The sequence below is a fragment of the Pseudomonas sp. HMSC066A08 genome (assembly GCF_001813025.1).
Classification (GTDB): Bacteria; Pseudomonadota; Gammaproteobacteria; order Pseudomonadales; family Pseudomonadaceae; genus Pseudomonas; species Pseudomonas aeruginosa.
Map to the genome: position 1 here is coordinate 83,317 of NZ_KV811298.1, position 19,362 is coordinate 102,678.

Here is a 19,362-nt window from a genome sequence, read left to right on the forward strand (position 1 = left end):
CCGCGAAGCCGCGGCCCTGCTCGCCGGCGCGGGCTGCCTCGACCGCGGCGTTGAGGGCGAGGATGTTGGTCTGGAAGGCGATGCCGTCGATCACCCCGATGATGTCGGCGATCTTGCGCGCCGATTCGTTGATCGAAGACATGGTGCTGACCACCTTCTGCACCACGGTGCCGCCCTGGGTCGCCACCTCCGAAGCATTGGCCGCCAGCGAGTTGGCCTGGCGGGCATTCTCGGCGTTGAGCTTCACGGTGCTGGTCAGTTCTTCCATGCTCGAGGCGGTTTCCTCCAGGCTCGACGCCTGCTGCTCGGTGCGCGCCGACAGTTCGGCGTTGCCGCTGGCGATCTCGCTGGCGGCGGTGTTGATGGTGTCGGCGGCCTCGCGAATCTGCCCGAGCATCCGCGACAGGCTTTGTGCGGTGTCGTTGGAGAAATCCTTGAGCTGGCCGAAGGTGCCCTGGTAGTCGGCCTCGATGCGCTGGGTGAGGTCGCCCTGGGCCAGCGCCCCGAGCATCCGCGAGACGTCGCGCAAGCCGCGGTCGGCGGTATCCACCAGGCTGTTCAGGTCCTTCGCCAGCCTGAGGAAGAAGCCTTCCTTGCCGGCCTCCTCGACGCGCTTGCTGAAGTCGCCGGCCGCCGCCGCCTGCACCAGCTGCGAGACTTCCTGCTCGGCGCGGTGTTCCTCGGTGCGGTCGGTCCATTGCACGGCGGAGCCCAGGCGTTCGTTGGCGTCGTTGAACACCGGTACCACGTCGAGGGAGAAGCGCCGGCCGCCGAGGTTGAGCTCGGCCTTGTACACGCCGGTGAGGTTGGCCAGCAGGTGCCGCTGGTGCGCCGGATTCTTGTGGAACACGTCGATGTTGGCGCCCATCAGGCGGCCGGCGTCGAAGTTCGGCAGTTGCTTGCGGATATCCGCTTCGGCGCGGCCGAGCATCTCGCTGACGGTGCGGTTCATGTAGATGATGTTGAGGTCGTTGTCGGCGATCATCACGTTGGCCGAGACGTTGTCCAGCGCGCTCTTGATCCGCGCGTTGTAGGCCGCCGTGGCCAGTTGCGCCGAGGTCGCCTCGGCGGCCCCGCGCAGGCGCTCGCGAACGCCGTCGATGGCTTCGGTGATCTGCGCCTTCTTGCCCGGCAGGCGGTCCATCAGCGGCTCGAAGTTGCCCTGGCCGTAGGCGGTGACCACGCTGACCACCTTCATCTTCACCGCTATGTGCGCGGCCACCAGTTCGTTGACGCCCTTGGCGATGCGCGCCGCGCGACCTTCCAGGCGTTCGGCGGGAATCGTCTGGTCGATCCAGCCGGCTTCGTGCTGGCGGCTCATCTCCGCCAGCCCTGCCTCCAGGCTTTCCACCTGCTGGAGTTCGGCGCGTTGTTCGCGCAGTTGCCGCTGCAGCGCCCGCAGGCTGTCGTAGAGACGCTCGTAGCCGGGCGCCGGGGCCTCGCCGACGGCGGTGTCGAGCTGGCCGTCGGCGAACGACTGGAGGAGCGTAGCGATCCGGTCGGCGCGTTGCTGCGCCACCGCATGTGCATTGAACAGACCCATTTCGATATCCCCTGCCTATCCCTTGTTGGCGCCGCTCAGGCCGCGGCTTCGTCGACCAGCGCCATTTCGCGGCTGGTCATCAGTCTCTCGATGTCCACCAGGATCAACATGCGCTCGCCCGCGGTGGCCAGGCCGAGCAGGTATTCGGTGTCGAAGCTGGCGCCGAATTCCGGCGGCGGCCTGATCGCGTCGCCGCCCAGGGCGATCACGTCGGATACCGAGTCCACCACCACGCCGACGATGCGCCGGCCGATGTTGAGGATGATCACCACGGTGAACGGGTCGTAGGTGACCTCGGCGAGGTGGAACTTGATGCGCAGGTCGACGATCGGCACGATCGCCCCGCGCAGGTTGATCACGCCCTTGATGAAGGGCGGCGCGTTGGCGATCGCGGTGACCTGGTCGTAGCCGCGGATCTCCTGCACGCGGAGGATATCGATGGCGTACTCCTCGCGGCCCAGGGTGAAGGTCAGGTATTCCTGCGCCGGGCCGTTCGCCTGGCTTGCCTCAGTGCCGTTCATCGGCGGTGCCCTCCCGCGCCGCCAGGCGTGGCAGCGCATCGACGTCGAGAATCAGGGCGACGCTGCCGTCGCCCATGATGGTGGCGCCGGCGATACCCTCCACGCGGCGGAAATTCTGTTCCAGGCTCTTGATCACCACCTGCTGCTGGCCGACCAGTTCGTCCACCCGCAGGGCGAAGCTGCGCCCCTCGGACTCGAGGATCACCACGATGCCCTGCTCCGGCGCCGGCGCTTCGCCGCCGATGCGCAACAGCTCGTGCAGGCTGAACAGCGGCAGGTACTCGCCGCGTACGCGGATCATCGCGTTGTCTTCGCCGCCGAGGCCGCGCACGTCGTCGCTGCGCGCCTGCAGCGACTCGACGATGTAGGTCAGCGGAATCACGTAGTTGACCGCTTCCACGGCGACGATCAGGCCGTCGAGGATCGCCAGGGTCAGCGGCAGGCGGATGCCGATGCGAGTGCCCATGCCGGGCGCCGAGTCGATGTCGATGCGCCCGCCCATGGCACCGATGTTGCGCTTCACCACGTCCATGCCGACGCCGCGTCCGGACAGCTCGGTGACCGTCTCGGCGGTGGAGAAGCCGGGCATGAACACCAGTTGCCAGACCTCGGCGTCGCTCATCCCGTCATGCACCGGCAGGTTGCGCTCGCGGGCCTTGGCGAGGATGCGCGGACGCGACAGGCCGCGACCGTCGTCGGAAACCTCCACCACCACGCTGCCGCCCTGGTGGCTGGCGGCGAGCTTCACCGTGCCGCTCGCCGGCTTGCCGGCGGCGAGGCGTTCGGCGGGTGTTTCGATGCCGTGGTCGATGCTGTTGCGGACGATGTGGGTGAGCGGATCGCTGAGTTTCTCGATCACGCTCTTGTCCAGTTCGGTGTGCTCGCCGTGCAGGTGCAGCTCGACCTGCTTGCCCAGGCGCGTGGCGGTGTCGCGCACCAGCCTGGGGAAGCGGCTGAAGATGAAGTTGATCGGCAGCATGCGGATCGACATCACCGATTCCTGCAGGTCGCGGGTGTTGTGTTCGAGCTGGGCCAGGGCGTGCTGCAGGCGCTCGTGGCGGCTCGGGTCGAGCTGCTCGCCGAGCTGGCCGAGCATGGCCTGGGTGATCACCAGTTCGCCGACCAGGTTGATCAGGCTGTCGATCTTTTCCACGCTGACCCGGATCGAGCCGGACTCGCCGTCGCCACGCATGGGCGCGACTGCGCCCCTGGCCGTCGCGGCGACGGCTGGCGCGGGCGCGCTGGGCGCGGCGGGGCTGCCGGGGGCGTCGTCGAACAGGCCGAAGGCGCGTTCCTCCGCCGGTGGGGAACCCGGTGCCTCATCGAAGAAGCCGAACGCTTCGCTCGCGGCCGGGGCGCCGGGCGCCTCTTCGAAGAGCCCGAACGCTTCCGGCGCGGCCGCTCGTTCCGGAGCGCCCGGGCCTTCGTCGAAGAAGCCGAAGGCATCGTCGTCCGCGGTTTCCCTGGCGGGCGCCTCGTCGAACAGGCCGAAGCCTTCCTCTGCCGCTTCCTGCTCCGGCGCCCGCAGCCAGCCGCGCAGCCGCTCGACCGTCTCCAGCAACGGCACCCCGGGGTCGGGACGGCCGCTGCGATGGGCGTCGAGCAGGCGCTGCAACACGTCGCGGGCTTCGAGGAAGGAACTGATCATGTCCGGCCGCAGGTGCATCTGGCCGCAGCGGATGCGGTCGAGCAGGGTCTCCAGTTCGTGGGTGACGGCGGTGATGTCGTCGAAACCGAACATTCCGCTGGAACCCTTGATCGAATGCGCGGCGCGGAAGATGCCGTGCAGCGTCTCGCTGTCCGGCCGGTCCAGGTCGAGACCGATCAGGAGGAGTTCGAGGGTGGCCAGGTGTTCCTCGGTTTCCTCGAAGAACACCTGGAGAAACTGGCTCATATCCTGGGGCATGGGACCTCCCCCGCGGGGGAACGGGAATCAGGGCAGGACCTTGCGCGTCACTTCGAGCAGTTTCGGCGGGTCGAACGGCTTCACCAGCCAGCCGGTGGCGCCGGCGCTACGCCCCTGCTGCTTCATCGCGTCGCTCGATTCGGTGGTCAGCATGAGGATCGGCACGCTGCGGTAGCCGGCCAGGTTACGCAGGCTGCGGATCAGCGACAGGCCGTCCATGTTCGGCATGTTCTGGTCGGTGAACACCAGGCTGTAGCTCTTGCTCTGGGCCTTGCCGAGGCCTTCCTTGCCATCCGCGGCCTCGTCCACCTCGTAACCGGCGGACTTCAGGGTGAAGCTCAGCATCTGGCGGATAGACGCCGAGTCGTCGACGATCAGAATCGGTTTGCCCATGGTCTTGCGTCCTCACGGTGTCCCTACCGCAGCGCCAAGCTCGGCGGCGAAGGTGGTGTGTGCCAGGTGGCTGTGACGGAGGGCTCTGATGGCCCTTTGCTAGTTCCAGTAAAGACAATGTCCGCTGGATTTCAATTATTGGCGCCGGTTTCTCGTCGGATAGTTATCCGGTTAGACGGATTGGCTATCGATACCCCTCAGAACAATTCCACTTCGCCCACGTTGACGCTGTTCTGGCTCACCGGGCTGGGCAAGGGCCGGCGCAGTTCCTCGACCTCCCGCGCGACCCGTTCGGGCCATTCCTGGCGCGGCCGCGCCTCCAGCGCGCCGAGGCCGAGGGCGAAGGCGCCAAGACGCGCATGGTGCTTGCGCATCTGGCCGAGCAACTGGCTGCCCATGTCCTGGAATTGCAGGGCGGTGACCGCCGCGTCGACGCCCTGGCCGACTTCCAGCGAGAGCCGGTCCAGTTCGTGGATGACCTTCAGGGTGTGCCGGTTCATCGCTTCCAGGTCATCGAGCATGCCCTGGATCTTCTGCTTGGAATCGAGGGCGAAGGACATGTCCTTGTCGGCCAGTTGCGAGATCGCGCTCTCGGCGTCCTGGATCTCGTGGTGGACCACGTCGACGTGCTTGCGGATGGCGGCGGAAAACTCCGTGGAGCGGGTCGACAGCGCGCGCACCTCATCGGCGACCACGGCGAAGCCGCGGCCGCTCTCGCCGGCTCGGGCGGCCTCGATGGCGGCGTTGAGGGCGAGCAGGTTGGTCTGCTTGGCGATGGCGTCCATGTCCTGGGTCGATTGCAGGATCTCGGTGATCTTCAGGCGCACCTGGTCCATGCGTTCCACCAGTTGCTGCGAGGTCCGGCTGGTTTCCAGGGTAGCCTCGACGAACAGGCTGAGGGTCTGCTGGGTGGTCCTGACGAAGTCCTGGAAGTTGATGCCTTCGTCGACCTGGCCGCGCCCGTCGTAGCGCTCGATCAGCGAATGGGACAGGCCGCGCTGGGTATCGATGCGTTCGGCGAGGCCGTGGAAGCTGTCGCTGAGCTGGCGGATCGCCGAATGCAGCAGTTCGTCGATCTGCCGGGCGTGGCCGTCCAGTTGCGCGGTTTCGTCGGCGAGCGCCCGTTGCGCCGCGCTCCAGGCCGGCGAAGCGGCATCCGCCTGCGGACTGGCGTTCGCTACCGCTTGCCGGGGGTCGCGCAGGAGGAGGAAGAGCATGGCCAGGCTGGCGAACCAACCGAGCGCCAGGACCAGCCAGACGCCGAGGCCGACGGCCTGCAGCCCGGCGCACAACGCCCAGGGTAGGGAAAGCAGGCCCAGCTTCAGCAGCAGGGGCCGGGATGGTAACGAAACACCGAGGGACTCGCGCATGCTGCACTCCATGTGCCGGATCGGAGCAGGGCTTCCAGGCGGTCCCCCGGGACCGTGCGGAAGACGCTTTCCAAGCTCGTCGGCGGCGTTTTCTAAAACTAGAGTCCCAATCGGTAATGTCAAACTGCCGTTTTTCCGGCGAGGCCGGTGCCAGGGCCTTTTCCCGGTTGCCGAGGCGACGGATGGCTGGCGCTAGCCGGTTGGGAAGGCGGAGAAGCGCCGGGCCAGGTCCTGGCGGCGGAAGTAGTCGACGACGAAGTCGACGAAGACCCGGGTCTTGGCCGGTAGCAGCTTGTTCGCCGCGTAGTAGAGACTGGTGTTGCCGGCGTCGACGTACCAGTCCGGCAGGACCCGCACCAGGGCGCCGGACTCCAGGTAGGCATAGGCGTGCTGCATGCATACCAGGGTGATGCCCAGGCCCATGGCGGCGACCTCGCAGGTGGCTTCCGGGTCGCTCATGGTCATGCGTTCGCGCAGCTCGATCGGCGCCTCCTCGCCATCGCGGCGGCGCAGCGGCCAGGAGCGCACGCGGCCGGTCTGCGGCGAGCGGATGCGGATGCCGTCGAAGCCGCCCAGGTCGCCTGGATGGCGGATCGGCGGCTTGTCGCGGAGGTAGGCGGGCGAGGCGAGGAGGATCAGGTGGCCCGGCGTCAGGTTGCGCGCCACCACCCCGGGAGGCAGTTCGAAACCGCCGCCGATGGCGGCGTCGAAGCCTTCGCCGATGAGGTCGACCTGGCGATTGTCGAAATGCCAGTCGGGCACGATGTCGGGATAGCGTTCGAGGAACTCGCCGAGCAGCGGCAGGATGTAGTCGCGGCCGAAGGCCAGCCCCATGCTGACCTTCAACGTGCCGCTGGGTTGGTTGCCGACGCTGGAGACGTTGGCGAGAGCGGTCTGGATGCCTTCCAGGCTGCCGCCGACCTCTTGCAGGAAACGCTCCCCGGCTTCGGTCAGGGTCAGGCGCCGGGTGCTGCGCTGGAACAGGCGCACGCCGAGGTTGCTTTCCAGGCGGGCGACGTTCTTGCCCACCCCGGCCGGCGTCAGGCCCAGGCGCCTGGCGGCCTCGGCGAAGCTGCCGGCCTCGGCGCTGCGGACGAAGCACTGGATGTTGCTGAGGGTTTCCATGGGAAAGGGCCCGCATAAACCATTGGTATCGGCTGAATATAGCGATTACCCGCTACCAGGTCTGCAATGGACGACGGAAACTCGGGGGCCTGTCTATCCACTCCTATGGAGATTTCCATGTCCGTATCCTCTGCATCCCTCGCCGGCAAAGTCGCCTTCGTCCAGGGCGGTTCCCGTGGCATCGGCGCCGCCATCGTCCGCCGGCTGGCCGCCGAAGGCGCCAGCGTCGCCTTCACCTACGTCAGCTCGGCGGACAAGTCCCGGGCCCTGGCGGCCGAACTCGAGGGCGCCGGAGCCAGCATCCTGGCCCTGCATGCCGATAGCGCCGACGCGGCCGCGCTCGTCGCCGCCGTCGACGAAGCGGCGGCTCGCTTCGGACGCATCGACATCCTGGTCAACAACGCCGCCGTCCTCGCCCTCGGTTCGGTGGAAGAGCTGCCGCTGGCCGACTTCGACCGGACCCTGGCGATCAACGTGCGCAGCGTCTTCGTCGCCACCCAGGCGGCAGTCAGGCACATGGGCGACGGCGGGCGGGTGATCAGCATCGGCAGTACCAATGCCGAGCGCATGCCGTTCGCCGGCGGCGCCACCTACGCGATGAGCAAGTCGGCGCTGGTCGGCCTGACCAAGGGCCTGGCCCGCGACCTCGGCCCGCGCGGGATCACGGTGAACAACGTGCAGCCGGGTCCGGTGGATACCGACATGAACCCGGACGACGGCGACTTCGCCGAGGCCCTCAAGGGCCTGATGGCGCTGCCGCGCTACGCCCGCAGCGAGGAAATCGCCAGCTTCGTCGCCTACCTGGCCGGGCCGGAAGCGGCCTACATCACCGGGGCCAGCCTGAGCATCGATGGCGGTTTCTCGGCCTGACCCTGGTCGCCTCGTTCCACCCGGCGAAGTAGCCCCTCTCCCCGACCTTCTGGCCAGACGTTCCCTCCTGAAGGGAGAGGGCGAGGGGAGAGGTTCCGCTTATCGCACCAGGAAAGGCGAAGCCCCCTCTACGACACCGGTCTCGCTGACGTATTGCTTCCAATGCTCGATCAGCTCCGCCAGCTTGCCCGGCTGGCTGTCAGCGAGGTCGTGGATCTCGCCCGGGTCGCGGGCCAGGTCGTAGAGTTGCCAGGTGGCCGGGCCCACCGGGGCCGGCAGGTACACCGCCTTCCAGTCGCCCTGGCGGATCGCACGCATGCCGAACAGCTCCCAGCCGGTCACGGTGTTCTCGTCGTGGGCCGCCTCGGTCTCGCCGGAAAGCCAGCCCAGCCAAGACCTGCCGCGCGGCTCGGCGATCTCGCGGCCGCGCCAGCGCTTGCCTGGGTGGCGGACACCGGCGAGGTCGAGGATGGTCGGGGTGACGTCCATCACCGTGGCGAAGGCATGGCTGATCGCACCCTGCCGGTTTAGTCGCGGGTAGCGCACCAGCGCCGGCACGCGAATGCCGCCCTGGGTGGTGAACGCCTTGTACAGGCGCGATGGTGCGGTGGCCGCCTGGGCCCAGCGCGGGCCATACCAGACGTAGGAATTGGCGCGGCCGATGTTTTCCAGGCTGTTGTCGTAGTGCCGGTCGAGAAAGCCCAGCAGGTCCGGGCCGAATTTCGGGAATGCCTCCAGCAGGGCGCCTTCGGCGCCGTTGTCGGACATGAACAGGACGAAGGTGTTGTCCAGCTCGCCCTGCCGGCGCAGGTAGTCCACGACCCTGCCGATGTTCCAGTCCATGCGCTCGACCATCGCCGCGTAGACCTCCATCGCCCGCGCCGACTTCGCCCGTTCCTCGTCCTCCAGGGCCTCCCACTCGCGGGTCAGGGCGAGCACCGGATGGGCTTCGACGTCCGCCTCCACCAGGCCCAGCTCCTTGAGCCGGGCCAGGCGTTCCTGGCGCAGCGCCTCTGGACCGGCGTCGTAGCGGCCGCGGTACTTCTCGACGATCTCCCGCGGCGCCTGCAGCGGCCAGTGCGGCGCGGAGAACGGCAGGTAGGCGAAGAACGGCCGGCTCTGGTCGCGCTCCTTGAGGTATTGCAGCAGCTTGTCGCCGAAGGCGTCGGAGGAATAGAAGCCCTCCGGCAGCGTGTCGAGGTAGCGCTCGTCTTCCACGTAGAGCGCTGGCGTACCCTTGAGGATGCGCGGAGTGCTTTCGTCGTAGGGAGGCTCGAAGCCATAGTGGTTGGCGGCGCCCGGCAGCAGCGAGAAGGAACGCTCGAAACCGCGTGCATGGGGCGTCTGTTCCGGCTTCAGGCCGAGGTGCCACTTGCCGGCCATGAGGGTCTGGTAGCCGGCCTCGCGAAGCAGCTCCGGCAGCGCCACCACGCGCTCGTTGAGATGCCCTTCGTAACCCGGCTTGCCTTCCAGCTCCGGGGTCAGCGCCTCGGCCATGGTGCCGATCCCGGCGATGTGGTGGTCGGTGCCGGTGAGCAGCATCGAGCGGGTCGGCGAGCAGGTCGAGGCGGTGTGGAAGTCGGTCAGGCGCAGGCCGGCGATGGCCAGGGCGTCGAGGTTCGGCGTGGCGATCTCGCCGCCGAAGGCGCCGATATCGGAGAAGCCCAGGTCGTCGGCGACGATCACCAGGAAGTTGGGGCGTTTGCTCATGCGCGGGTCTCGTCTGGATGGGAGGAGAGGGTGGGGCCCTCGCCCCCGCCCTTCCCGCAGGGGGGAAAGGGCCAGGGCAAGGGGCTTTTCAGCAAGCGAGGAATTCGAAGGGCAGGTTTTCCACCCGTCGCGGCGGCGGCGCGACGTACTCGCCGTCGGCGGTCAGTTCGTGCAGCAGCGCTTCGCGCTGGCGCAGGAAGTCGAAGCCACCGCGCTCGCGCGGATGCGCCAGGTCCACCTCGACCACCCGCCTGATCCGCCCCGGACGCGGCTCCATCACCACTACCCGGTCGGCCAGGTAGAGCGCTTCCTCGACGTCGTGGGTGACCAGCAGGGTGGTGATGCGGGTGCGCCGACGGATCGCCAGCAGCTCTTCCTGCAATTGCTGGCGGGTCAGTGCATCGAGGGCGCTGAACGGCTCGTCGAGCAGCAGCAGGCGCGGGCTGGCCACCAGGCCACGGGCGATCGCCACGCGCTGGGCCATGCCGCCGGACAACTGGTGCGGGTAGGCACGCTCGAAGCCGTGCAGGCCGACCAGGCGGATGTATTCGTCGATCCGCGCCGCCTTGTCGGTTTCGCCAAGGGCTTCGTTGACCAGGCCGAGGGCGACGTTCTGCTGCACCGTCAGCCAGGGGAACAGGCGGTGCTCCTGGAACACGATGCCGCGTTCGCCGCCGATGCCGGCGATTGGCCGGCCGTCGACGCGGATCTCGCCGTCGTAGTCGCGGTCCAGGCCGATCAGCAGGCGCAGCAGGGTCGACTTGCCGCAGCCGCTGGCGCCGACGATGGCGATGAACTCGCCCTCGCCGATCTCCAGGTCGAACTGCCGGATCGCTTCCAGTCGCCGGCCGTCCACGGCGAAGTGTTTGCGCACCTGGCGGAAGCTGACCAGCGGGGTGCTCGTGGCGGGCGCGGTGAATGCGTTCATGCGTGTCTCCAGCGCGTGGCGCGCGCTTCGATGCGTTGGCCGAGGGCATTGAGCAGGGCGCCGGTGAGGCCGACCAGGAGCATGCCGGCGCCGATCAGGTCCATGCGGAACAATTGCTGGGCGCCGATCATCAGGCTGCCGATGCCGCCGTCGGAGGGCATGAAGTACTCGGCGCCGATGGTTCCCAGCCAGGCGTAGATCAGCGCCAGGCGCAGGCCGGCGAACACCGACGGGGCGGCACCCGGCAGGACCAGCCGGAGCAGCCGGCGCCAGGGCCCCAGGCGCAGCACCCGAGCCGCCTCGCCGAGGCTCGGCGGCAGGCTGGCGATGCCGCGCTGGGTGGCCAGCAGCAGCGGGAAGAAGGCGGCGATTGCGACGAACGTCAGCTTGGCCGGTTCGCCCAGGCCGAACCAGGCGGTGAGCAGCGGCACCCAGGCGAAGATCGCCACCTGCCGCAGTGCCGCGAAAGTGGGGCCGAAGAAGCGTTCCGCCGGGCGCCACAGACCGAGCAGAAGGCCGCCGAGGAACCCCAGGCCGCCGCCCAGCAGGAGGCCGCCGAGCGTGCGCTTCAGGCTGTCGAACAGGGCGCCCGGCAGGCTGCCGTCGAGCGCTCCGCTCCAGGTCGCCCGCGCCACTTCCAGAGGGCTGGCGAGGATCGCCGGATCGACCCATTCGGCGCTGCTCGCCGACTGCCACAGGAGCAGCAGCCCCAGCGGCGGCAGCCAGACCTGCAGGCGCTGCCAGCCGCGTCCAGGCGGGCGCCGGCGGAATTCACCGGTGGCGGCTTGCGGCCAGTGCAGCAGGCGGCGGTCGAGCCACTGGATGGCGCGATCCATACCCACCCCGACCAGGCCGATGACGAGGATGCAGACGAACACGATGTCGAGCATGAACAGTTGCCGGCCCTGCACCATCAGGTAGCCGATACCCTCGCTGGAAGCCAGCAGCTCGACCGCCAGCAGCGAGGTCCAGCCCTGCGCCAGGGCCAGGCGCAGCCCGGTGAGGAAGGCCGGCAGCGCCGCCGGCAGGATCAGCCGCCAGACCAGCAGGCGTGGCGGCAGGCGCAGTACTGCGGCGGCTTCGCGCAGCTTGGGCTGGGCGTCGCGCACGCCGACCAGGGTATGGATGGTCACCGGCACCACGACCGCCTTTACCAGCACCACCAGCTTGAGCAGTTCGCCGATGCCGAAGAACAGCATGAACAGCGGGATCCAGGCCAGCGTGGGGATCTGCGCGAGGGCGCTGAAGGTGGGGAAGACCAGGCGCTCGGCACGCGGACTGAAGCCCAGCCAGGCGCCTAGCGCGGCGCCGCTGGCGACCCCGGCGAGCAGGCCCCAGGCCAGGCGCCGCAGGCTGATCGCCAATTCGCTCCAGAGTTCGCCGGCGAGCAACTCACGGGCGCTCTGCCAGACCAGCTCGGGAGTCGGCAGCACCTGGGCCGACATCCAGTGGCGATGGCTGGCGACCCACCACAGCAGCGCCAGCCCGAGCGGCAGCAACCAGGGCAGCAGGCTGTCCCCCAGGCGCCTGGCGAAAGCCGCGGAGGACGGCGGCGCCAGGCGCGGCAGGGGCCGGCTCCAGGCGGGCGAAAGGGTTTTATCGATATTCTTCATGGGAATATAAATCGCCGAATCGATGCATTTTTTCGCTAAGAAGGGCCATTTAAAGAAAGGCGCCAGGCAGCGGCAAATGCATTTGGAGAATATTTTCCATGCTCTGGCTGCATATGACGCGGAGAGGCCCGTGCGGCCTGTCATACTGCTTATGGTTATAAAAAAATGAATTTTTATTATTTATTTTCGAGGCGCCGCTGTGCATAGCTAGCCGCACACCCGCTCCCGGCGGGAATCCCTCTCTTCCCGTTCCAAGGAGCCGCCCCATGAAAGCGCTTACGTCTTCCCTGCTCGGTCTGTTCGCCGCGCCTGTCCTCGCCGGCTTGCTCAGTGCCTACGTGCCGCTGGCGAGCGCCGCTCCGCCGAAGGAGATCCGCATCGCGGTGCCGGACGTCAGCGCCGGCAGCTCGCACTCGGGCGGCGGCGTGGTCGACGTGCTCTACACCCGCCAGTTGCTGGAGAAGGAATTCGCCAACGACGGCATCGAGGTGAAATGGAGCTTCTTCAAGGGAGCCGGCCCGGTGGTCAACGAAGCGTTCGCCAACGGCCAGGTGGACTTCGCCTACCTCGGCGACCTGGCGGCGATCATCGGCAAGTCCGGAGGCCTGGACAGCCGCCTGCTGGCCGCTACCGCGCGAGGGGTCAACCACTATCTCGGCGTGCAGCCGGGCTCCGGGATCAAGACCCTGGAGGATCTCAAGGGCAAGCGCGTAGGCATCTTCCGTGGCACCGCCAGCCAGTTGTCCTTCGACAATGCCCTGGCCAGCGTCGGTCTCAGCGAGAAGGACCTGAAGGTGATCAACCTCGATTTCAGCGCCGCCCTGTCCGCCCTCGCAGCCAGGCAGATCGATGCCACCTGGGGCCTGGCCGGACTGTTCGCCCTGCGCGACCGCGGGCTCGCGGAAATTCCGCTGAGCACCCGCGACCTGAACGGCGCCGGCACCCTGCAGGCGCTGCTGGTCGGCTCCGGAGCCTTCGTCGATGCCCATCCGGACATCACCGAGCGGCTGCTCAAGGTGCAGTTGCAGGCCCAGGACTGGCTGGCCCGCGAGGAGAACCGCGACGCCTACATCGAACTGGTGTCGAAGCAGGCCAGCTACCCGGTGGTGATCCTGCAGAGCGAGTACCGTGGCCGCAAGCTGGGCGACGCCCTGTCGCCGCGCCTGGACGCCGATTTCCTTGGCCGGCTGGATGCTTCGATCCAGGCGGCCAAGCGTTTCGGCCTGATCCGTCGCGAATTCAGCGCCGAGCAGTGGGCCGCACCGGAACTGCTGGAAGCGGCCGGCAAGCTGGCCAAGGCCAAGGCCAAGGCCGTGGCGCAGGCGGCGGAGTGACGCCGAGCCGCGGCCCGGGGCGTCACCAGATCGAGCGGGAGTAATCGACGACCAACCGGGTTTCGTCGATGTCGCCGTCGAGATAGCTCGCGTTGCCCCGGTGCCAGGCCTGCGAGGCGCGCAGCGCGAGGCCGGCGAGGGGGCCCGCCTTGACCCGATAGGCGAAGCCGAGGTCGCTTTCCCGGTGCCGCCCGCCACGCCCGTAGAGTCCGGCGTAGATGCTCTCGGCGGCACTGCTGGCGCTGGCCCCGGCACGGCCGCGGGCATGCAGCGCGTGCAGGCTGAGCCCGGGCAGGCCGAGCGCGCCGAGGTCCAGGTCGTGGCGCAATTGCCAGGAACGCTCGCCCGGTCCGTTGAAGTCGGAGTAGCCCACCGAGTTGGCCAGTACCATGGATGCGCTGGAGCGCCCGTCGCCGAAGGCCATGTAGTCGAACGGCTGGCCGCCACGGACATGCTGGTAGGCCAGGGTGATGCGCTGCGGTCCCTGTTCGTAGCCCAGGGCCAGGGAACCGGCCAGGGTGTCGATGCGGCCGAAGCGGCTCTGGCCGCTGTCGCGGGTGCGGTAGGCGCCGAGGTCGACCAGCAGCGCGCGCTCCTCGCCCAGCGGCTGGCGATGGCTGGCGCCGAAATAGGCCTGCTGCCAGATGTCGTCGAAGCGCGAGGCGTAGAGCGACAGTTGCAGCCGCTCGGAGGCCTGCCATTGACCGCCGAGGAAGCCGACTGCGTCGAGGCGTACCGGATAGGCGCCGAGGCGGCCGTAGACGGTGCTGATGTCGCCGCGGACCTTGGATTCGCCGGGGCCGGCGGCGGCGGTGAAGCGCCCGCCCTCGAGCAGTAGCCCGTCGAACGAGCGGTCCTCCAGCAGCAGGCCGTAGGCCATGCCGGCCAGCGTACGGTTGCTGCTGGCGGCGAACACCGGTGCGCTGGTGGTGGTCTGGCCGTACTTCAGGCGGGTTTCGCCGTGGCGTAGCCTGAGGGCGCCACCGACCTTGCCGTAGCGATGGTCGGGATGGCCGTCGGTGCCGACCGGCAGGTTGCCGGTGCCGGTGCGGCCGCCGCCGCTGTCCAGTTGCAGGCCGAGCATGGCATGGGCGTCGAGGCCGAAGCCGAGGCTGCCCGGCGTGTAGCCGGAGGCGAACTGGAGGCGCAGGCCCTGGGTGGTTTCCTCGCGGTAGCCGTTGCGCTCGCTCCTGGGCTTGAAGCGGTTGCGCCCGGCGTTGTTGGGGCTGTCGCGGTAGTCGCGGTTGAAGTAGTAGGTGCGGGCGAGGAACTGCAGTTCGCTGTCCTCGACGAAGCCCCCATCCCCGGCCGTCGCGGCCGCCCCTTCGGAAAGCGTGCCGGCGACCAGGCCGGCGAATACAGCGCGTCTGAGATTTTGCATTTATTGTTTTCTCCCACCTGAGTGCCAGGTGGGCGCAGTCTCGGAAGTCGCTCCGCAGGCCGCTTGTGTTTCCCTGCCTCGGCTTTTGCCGGGGCCTGCCATTGGCAGGGGCAGGCATGTGCAACGGCAGGCCGGGTCAAGCATTTCGGAAGTCACCGACGGAGAGTGTGGCGTCGGCCGTCATCCGCAACGGCCGTGGGTGGGAGCCTCGGCTCCCGATGCAACCTCGCCTCAGGGAATACGCTTCATGAACAACAAGACCCTATGCCCTTCGCTCTTGCTTTGCCTTTCGCTGCTCGCGCCGCTGTCTTGTCTCGGGGAGACCGCCGCTGCGCCCTATCCGCTGGCCCACCCTCCGCGCCTGGCCGACTACCTCCCGCCGCCGCCGGCGGCGGACTCGGCTGCGGCCGTCGCCGATCTCGGCGCGGTGCTGGAGGCGCAACGCCTGCGTACGCCCGAACAGGTACGCCGGGTGCGTGCCCACGACCAGTGGGAGGACAACGTCTTTCCCTTCGCCGGCGACCTGCTGGGCGCGTCGTTCGACAAGGAACGCCTGTCGCTGACCCGGAGTTTCTTCAACCGCGCCCAGGAAAACCTGGTCGAGGTGCTGATGCCGGCGAAGAAGCACTTCGCCCGCCCGCGTCCCTACGAGTTGACGCCGATGGTCGAGCCGGTGCTGCCGCCGCCGGAAGGCGAGTCCTACCCCAGCGGCCATACCATGGATAGCTACTTCAAGGCCTCGCTGCTGAGCATGCTGGTGCCGGAGCATCACGACGCGTTCTTCGCCCGCGCCGAGGAGCATGCGCAGAGCCGCGTGCTGGCCGGCGTGCACTTCCCCAGCGACCTGGAAGGCGGGCAGACCGCCGCCGCGGCGCTGGTCGCGAGCCTGCTGGCCGACCCGGCGGTGGCCGCCGACTTCGCCGCGGTGCGCGAGGAACTGCGCGGCGCGCTGGGGTTGCCGAAACTCCAGTAGAAGAAGGGAAACCGCGCGGCCGCTCAGGCCGCCGCGTGTTGCGCCTGGTCCAGTTCCACCAGCGTCTCGATCATCGCCTTGGCCGCCGCCGAAAGCCGGTAGCCGCTGCGGCTGATGATGCCGCAGCGGGCGCTGAGGCTATCCAGGTTCTGCGGCAGGTTGCGCCACTGTAGCGGTTGCAGTTCGCCGCGCTGCAGGTAGGGGCTCAGGGTCTCGTCGCTGGCGATGCCGATGGCGTCGGTCTGGCGGACGATGCGGATCAGCGCGTGCATGTTCTCGCAGCGGATGTTGGCGGCGAAGTCGATCTTGCCGCTGAGGTTCGCCAACAGCTTGCGGATGCCCGGGGGAATCAGAGTCGAGGCCAGCGGGTAGTTGAACAGGTCGTTGGTGGACAGGCTGTCCTTGCCCAGCAGCGGGTGTTGCGGACGGCAGAAGAACTGGCCGCGGCGCGGGGTCAGCGGGCGCGTCTGGAAGTTCGGGTCGGCCTCGAAGTCGCGGATGTCGGCGACGAAGAATTCGATCTCTTCGCGGAGCAGGGCGCGGCTGAGCTTTTCCCAGTTGTCCACGTCCAGGCTGATCTGCACCCGCGGGTGACGGTTGATGAAGTCGGCCACCGCGTCCGGCACCAGTTGCTGGGCCGGCGCCGGCCCGCTGCCGAAGCGCAGCTCGCCGGCATCCAGCTTGTTCAACTGGGCGATCTCGTGAATCAGGTTGGCCGACCCTTGCACCAGGCTCAGCGCGTGTTGCAGCACCACCTGGCCTTCCGGCGTCGGGCGCAGGTCCTTGCTGCCACGGTCCACCAACTGGCAGCCAAGCTCCTGCTCCAGGCCCTGGATGCTGCGGCTGAAGGCCGGCTGGGTGATGCCCATGGCGTCCGCCGCGCGGACGAAACTGCGGTGTTCGGCGAGGGCGATGAAGTAACGCAGCTGGCGTAGATCCATGATGCTTTACCGGCATTGGAAATATTGGACAAAGGCATTTGCCGTTCGGGATGTGCTGGTTTTAAATGCAAGCTCTTATTCCGTCAACAAAGAACAAATTAGAAAAATATGCGATTTGGTAATAAGCATAGATAGACCCCAGGAGCTGAACATGGTCCACCGTGCCTTTGCCGCGCCACCTCCGCCGTTCCGAATGCCCTTCCGCGTCGCCGGCGGCTGTCGCCCCTGACAGTCGCCCGGGGCTGAGCCGTCCGCCGGTCCCCTTCGAACCTTTCGCCAGATCGCTGCCTTGCGCGGCTGGCCGCCTGCTGCCTGCGTCCGGCTGCGCCGGAACCGAGGACATTCACGATGAAGCACCCCTACCGCCTGCCGCTCCGCCGAACGCCGCCCGGCGGCTCCGACTACGCCCTGGCCTTGCTGCTCGCCCTCGGCGGTGCGTTGCCGGCCAGTGCAGCCGATGCTCCCGCGCCCGCCGAGGAAGCGCCGCCGCTGGCCAGCAGCGTCCCAGCCAAGGCCGATACGGCCCTGGGCAAGGTCACCGTCACCGCGCGTCGCCGCGAGGAGGATTCGCAGAAGGTACCGACGCCGATCACCGTGCTCGGCGGCGAGACTCTCGAAGCCCAGCGCATCTCCCGGGTGCAGGACCTGCAGCAGGTGCTGCCCAGCGTCAATGTCGCCTACATCCATGCGCGGCAGTCGAGCGTCGCCGTGCGCGGCATCGGCAACAACCCCGCCAGCGACGGCCTGGAAGGCAGCGCCGGGATCTACCTCGACAACGTCTACCTGGGGCGTCCGGGAATGGCCGTGTTCGACCTGCTGGACATCGAGCAACTGGAGCTGCTGCGCGGTCCGCAGGGCACCCTGTTCGGCAAGAACACCACCGCCGGGGTGTTGAACATCAGCACCCGCGCGCCGACCTTCACTGCCGAGCGCACCGTCGAGGTCTCCGGCGGGCAGGACGGCTACTTCCAGGGCCGCGGCACGGTTTCCGGGCCGCTCGGCGAAACCCTCGCCGGACGCCTCTCGGTCTATCGCACCCGCGACGACGGCTACATCAAGAACATCCACGACGACAACTATCTCAACGGCGGCGAGCGCCAGGGCGCGCGCGGGCAATTGCTGTTCGAGCCGAACGAGGACTTCAGCCTGCGCTGGATCGCCGACTACAACGAGGAGGATTCGAGCAACGGCAGCATGGTGGTCTACGGCGCCGCCGAGCGCTTCTGGCAGCGTGCCGCGCTGGTCGGCGCCTCGCCGTTGCGCGATCCGCAGCGCAGGAAGGTCAACATCAACGGCCGCCAGCACGTCAGCGTGCACCAGGGCGGCAGCTCGCTGGAGGCCAACTGGAACCTCGCCGGCGGCTACCGCCTGACCTCCATCAGCGCCTACCGCTACTGGCACTTCACCCCGGCCAACGACGAGCAACTGAACGTCTCGGCGATCAACGACACCGGGGTGGAAGTGCACGACCGGCAGTTCTCCCAGGAGATCCGCCTGGCCTCGCCCACCGGCGGTGCCTTCGACTACGTGGTGGGCGCCTACGCGTTCAGGCAGAACCTCGGCAACAAGACCTTCACCTCCTACGGACCGCTGGCCGACCTGTACCTGCTCGGTGCCAATCTCGGCGCGCTGAACGACACCTACTCGAAGGCCAACGGCAAGATCGAGACCGACAGCTTCGCGCTGTTCGCCCAGGGCACCTGGCACCTCAGCGAACGCCTGGACTTCACCGCCGGCCTGCGCGGTACCTACGAGGAGAAGAACGCCAAGGTCGAGCGCTTCGCTCCGCTGGGCGGCGCGGCGGTCGGCGGGGTCGGCGCGGCGGTGCGCAACGGCCAGCTCGGCGCCTACGATTCCGGTGATCTCAGCCAGTACAACTTCGCCCCTTCGGCGTTGCTCAGCCTCAGCTACCAGTTCAGCGACGACCTGTTCTGCTACGCCAGCCTGTCCCACGGCGAGAAGTCCGGCGGGGTCAACCTGGCGGTGGGCAGCGCGCCGAGTGCGGGCGCCGATTCGCTGCTGGTCGGGCCGGAGCGCGCCAACGACGCCGAGCTGGGCCTGAAGAGCACACTCTTCGACCGGCGCCTGCTGCTCAACGCCAATCTGTTCTGGACCGGCATCCACGGCTACCAGGCCACCACCCTGTACCAGGCGCCGGGCTCGACCCAGTTGGTGCAGGTGCTGGCCAACGCCGGCAGCGTGCGCTCGCGTGGCCTGGAGTTCGAGGCCACCGCGCTGCCGTTGCGCGGCCTGACCCTGAACTTCAACGGCTCCTACAACGACGTCACCTACCTGTCGTTCAAGGATGCCCCGTGCCCTGCGGAAGTCAGCACCCGGCCCGGCGCGCCGAGCAGTTGCGACCTCACCGGGCAGCGCGTGGTCGGCGCCTCGAAATGGATCGCCAATCTCAATGGCGAATACCAGTGGCGCCTCGACGACCGCTTCCAACCCTACGTCAGCGCCAGCTACGCCTACCGCTCCGCCGCCGAGGGCACGCTGGACAACTCCGACCTTTCGAAGATCGACGGCTACGCCCTGGTGAACCTCGCCGCCGGTCTGCGCAGCGATCTCGGCGACGGCCAACTGGACACCTCGGTATGGCTGAAGAACGCCTTCGACAAGGACTACTACCTGAGCGCCTTCGCCAGCATCAACGGCTCCTACACCGCATCGGTGGGGCAGCCGCGCACGCTCGGCGTATCGCTGCGCTACGACTTCTGAGCCTTCACCCACGCAGTACCCCACGCATGAGGA

At 68.1% G+C, this 19,362-nt stretch carries 15 protein-coding genes; 4 read left to right on the top strand and 11 right to left on the bottom strand.

What is annotated here, in order from left to right:
- The 6 genes from aer2 to HMPREF2886_RS13615 form a co-directional block, all read right to left on the bottom strand.
- The coding region (gene aer2, locus HMPREF2886_RS13590; RefSeq protein ID WP_070747599.1) for an aerotaxis transducer Aer2 at nt 1-1,543 on the bottom strand (1,543 nt) is incomplete at its 3' end.
- Nucleotides 1,544-1,578: 35 nt separating this feature from the next.
- Nucleotides 1,579-2,064 (bottom strand): chemotaxis protein CheW, encoded by a 486-nt coding sequence (locus HMPREF2886_RS13595; protein WP_003083938.1) that lies wholly within the window; start codon nt 2,062-2,064, stop codon nt 1,579-1,581.
- A complete protein-coding gene (locus HMPREF2886_RS13600; RefSeq protein WP_070747601.1) occupies nt 2,051-3,970 on the bottom strand; it encodes a chemotaxis protein CheA in 1,920 nt (639 codons plus the stop codon). The genes HMPREF2886_RS13595 and HMPREF2886_RS13600 overlap by 14 nt, the downstream gene beginning before the upstream one ends.
- Before the next feature lie 27 nt (nt 3,971-3,997).
- Entirely contained in the window at nt 3,998-4,363 is a 366-nt protein-coding gene (locus HMPREF2886_RS13605) for a response regulator (protein WP_003083943.1), read from the bottom strand.
- 197 nt (nt 4,364-4,560) lie between these two features.
- Nucleotides 4,561-5,745 carry a trichloroethylene chemotactic transducer CttP gene (gene cttP, locus HMPREF2886_RS13610; RefSeq protein WP_371915123.1) on the bottom strand — a complete coding sequence of 395 codons (1,185 nt, stop codon included), beginning with the start codon at nt 5,743-5,745 and terminating at the stop codon, nt 4,561-4,563.
- A 180-nt stretch (nt 5,746-5,925) separates the two neighbouring features.
- Nucleotides 5,926-6,858 (bottom strand): LysR family transcriptional regulator, encoded by a 933-nt coding sequence (locus HMPREF2886_RS13615; protein ID WP_033973573.1) that lies wholly within the window; start codon nt 6,856-6,858, stop codon nt 5,926-5,928.
- A 117-nt stretch (nt 6,859-6,975) separates the two neighbouring features.
- Here HMPREF2886_RS13615 and HMPREF2886_RS13620 point away from each other — a divergent pair, with 117 nt between their 5' ends.
- Nucleotides 6,976-7,728 (top strand): 3-oxoacyl-ACP reductase family protein, encoded by a 753-nt coding sequence (locus HMPREF2886_RS13620; RefSeq protein WP_079385280.1) that lies wholly within the window; start codon nt 6,976-6,978, stop codon nt 7,726-7,728.
- A 99-nt stretch (nt 7,729-7,827) separates the two neighbouring features.
- Here the strand turns inward: HMPREF2886_RS13620 and atsA are convergent, their stop codons facing one another.
- From atsA to HMPREF2886_RS13635, 3 genes are all read right to left on the bottom strand, one after another.
- A complete protein-coding gene (gene atsA / locus HMPREF2886_RS13625) occupies nt 7,828-9,438 on the bottom strand; it encodes an arylsulfatase AtsA (protein ID WP_070747604.1) in 1,611 nt (536 codons plus the stop codon).
- A gap of 88 nt (nt 9,439-9,526) precedes the next feature.
- Nucleotides 9,527-10,366 carry an ABC transporter ATP-binding protein gene (locus HMPREF2886_RS13630; protein WP_033973576.1) on the bottom strand — a complete coding sequence of 280 codons (840 nt, stop codon included), beginning with the start codon at nt 10,364-10,366 and terminating at the stop codon, nt 9,527-9,529.
- Nucleotides 10,363-11,979 carry an ABC transporter permease gene (locus HMPREF2886_RS13635; protein WP_079394891.1) on the bottom strand — a complete coding sequence of 539 codons (1,617 nt, stop codon included), beginning with the start codon at nt 11,977-11,979 and terminating at the stop codon, nt 10,363-10,365. Before HMPREF2886_RS13635 ends, HMPREF2886_RS13630 begins: the two co-directional genes overlap by 4 nt.
- 266 nt (nt 11,980-12,245) lie before the next feature.
- Between HMPREF2886_RS13635 and HMPREF2886_RS13640 the strand changes: the two genes are divergently transcribed.
- A complete protein-coding gene (locus HMPREF2886_RS13640) occupies nt 12,246-13,313 on the top strand; it encodes an ABC transporter substrate-binding protein (RefSeq protein WP_033973577.1) in 1,068 nt (355 codons plus the stop codon).
- A 22-nt stretch (nt 13,314-13,335) separates the two neighbouring features.
- On the opposite strand, the gene HMPREF2886_RS13645 is transcribed toward HMPREF2886_RS13640, so the two are convergent.
- The gene (locus HMPREF2886_RS13645; protein WP_070747607.1) at nt 13,336-14,694 is read right to left on the bottom strand and encodes an OprD family porin; all 1,359 of its coding nucleotides are present in this window, start codon (nt 14,692-14,694) and stop codon (nt 13,336-13,338) included.
- A 247-nt stretch (nt 14,695-14,941) separates the two neighbouring features.
- Here HMPREF2886_RS13645 and HMPREF2886_RS13650 point away from each other — a divergent pair, with 247 nt between their 5' ends.
- Entirely contained in the window at nt 14,942-15,667 is a 726-nt protein-coding gene (locus tag HMPREF2886_RS13650; protein WP_070747610.1) for an acid phosphatase, read from the top strand.
- 23 nt (nt 15,668-15,690) lie between these two features.
- On the opposite strand, the gene HMPREF2886_RS13655 is transcribed toward HMPREF2886_RS13650, so the two are convergent.
- On the bottom strand, nt 15,691-16,608 hold the full coding sequence (locus HMPREF2886_RS13655; RefSeq protein ID WP_033976863.1) for a LysR family transcriptional regulator: 918 nt from the start codon (nt 16,606-16,608) through the stop codon (nt 15,691-15,693).
- A gap of 348 nt (nt 16,609-16,956) precedes the next feature.
- Here HMPREF2886_RS13655 and HMPREF2886_RS13660 point away from each other — a divergent pair, with 348 nt between their 5' ends.
- Nucleotides 16,957-19,329 (top strand): TonB-dependent receptor, encoded by a 2,373-nt coding sequence (locus tag HMPREF2886_RS13660; protein ID WP_070747613.1) that lies wholly within the window; start codon nt 16,957-16,959, stop codon nt 19,327-19,329.
- Nucleotides 19,330-19,362: the final 33 nt, after the last annotated feature.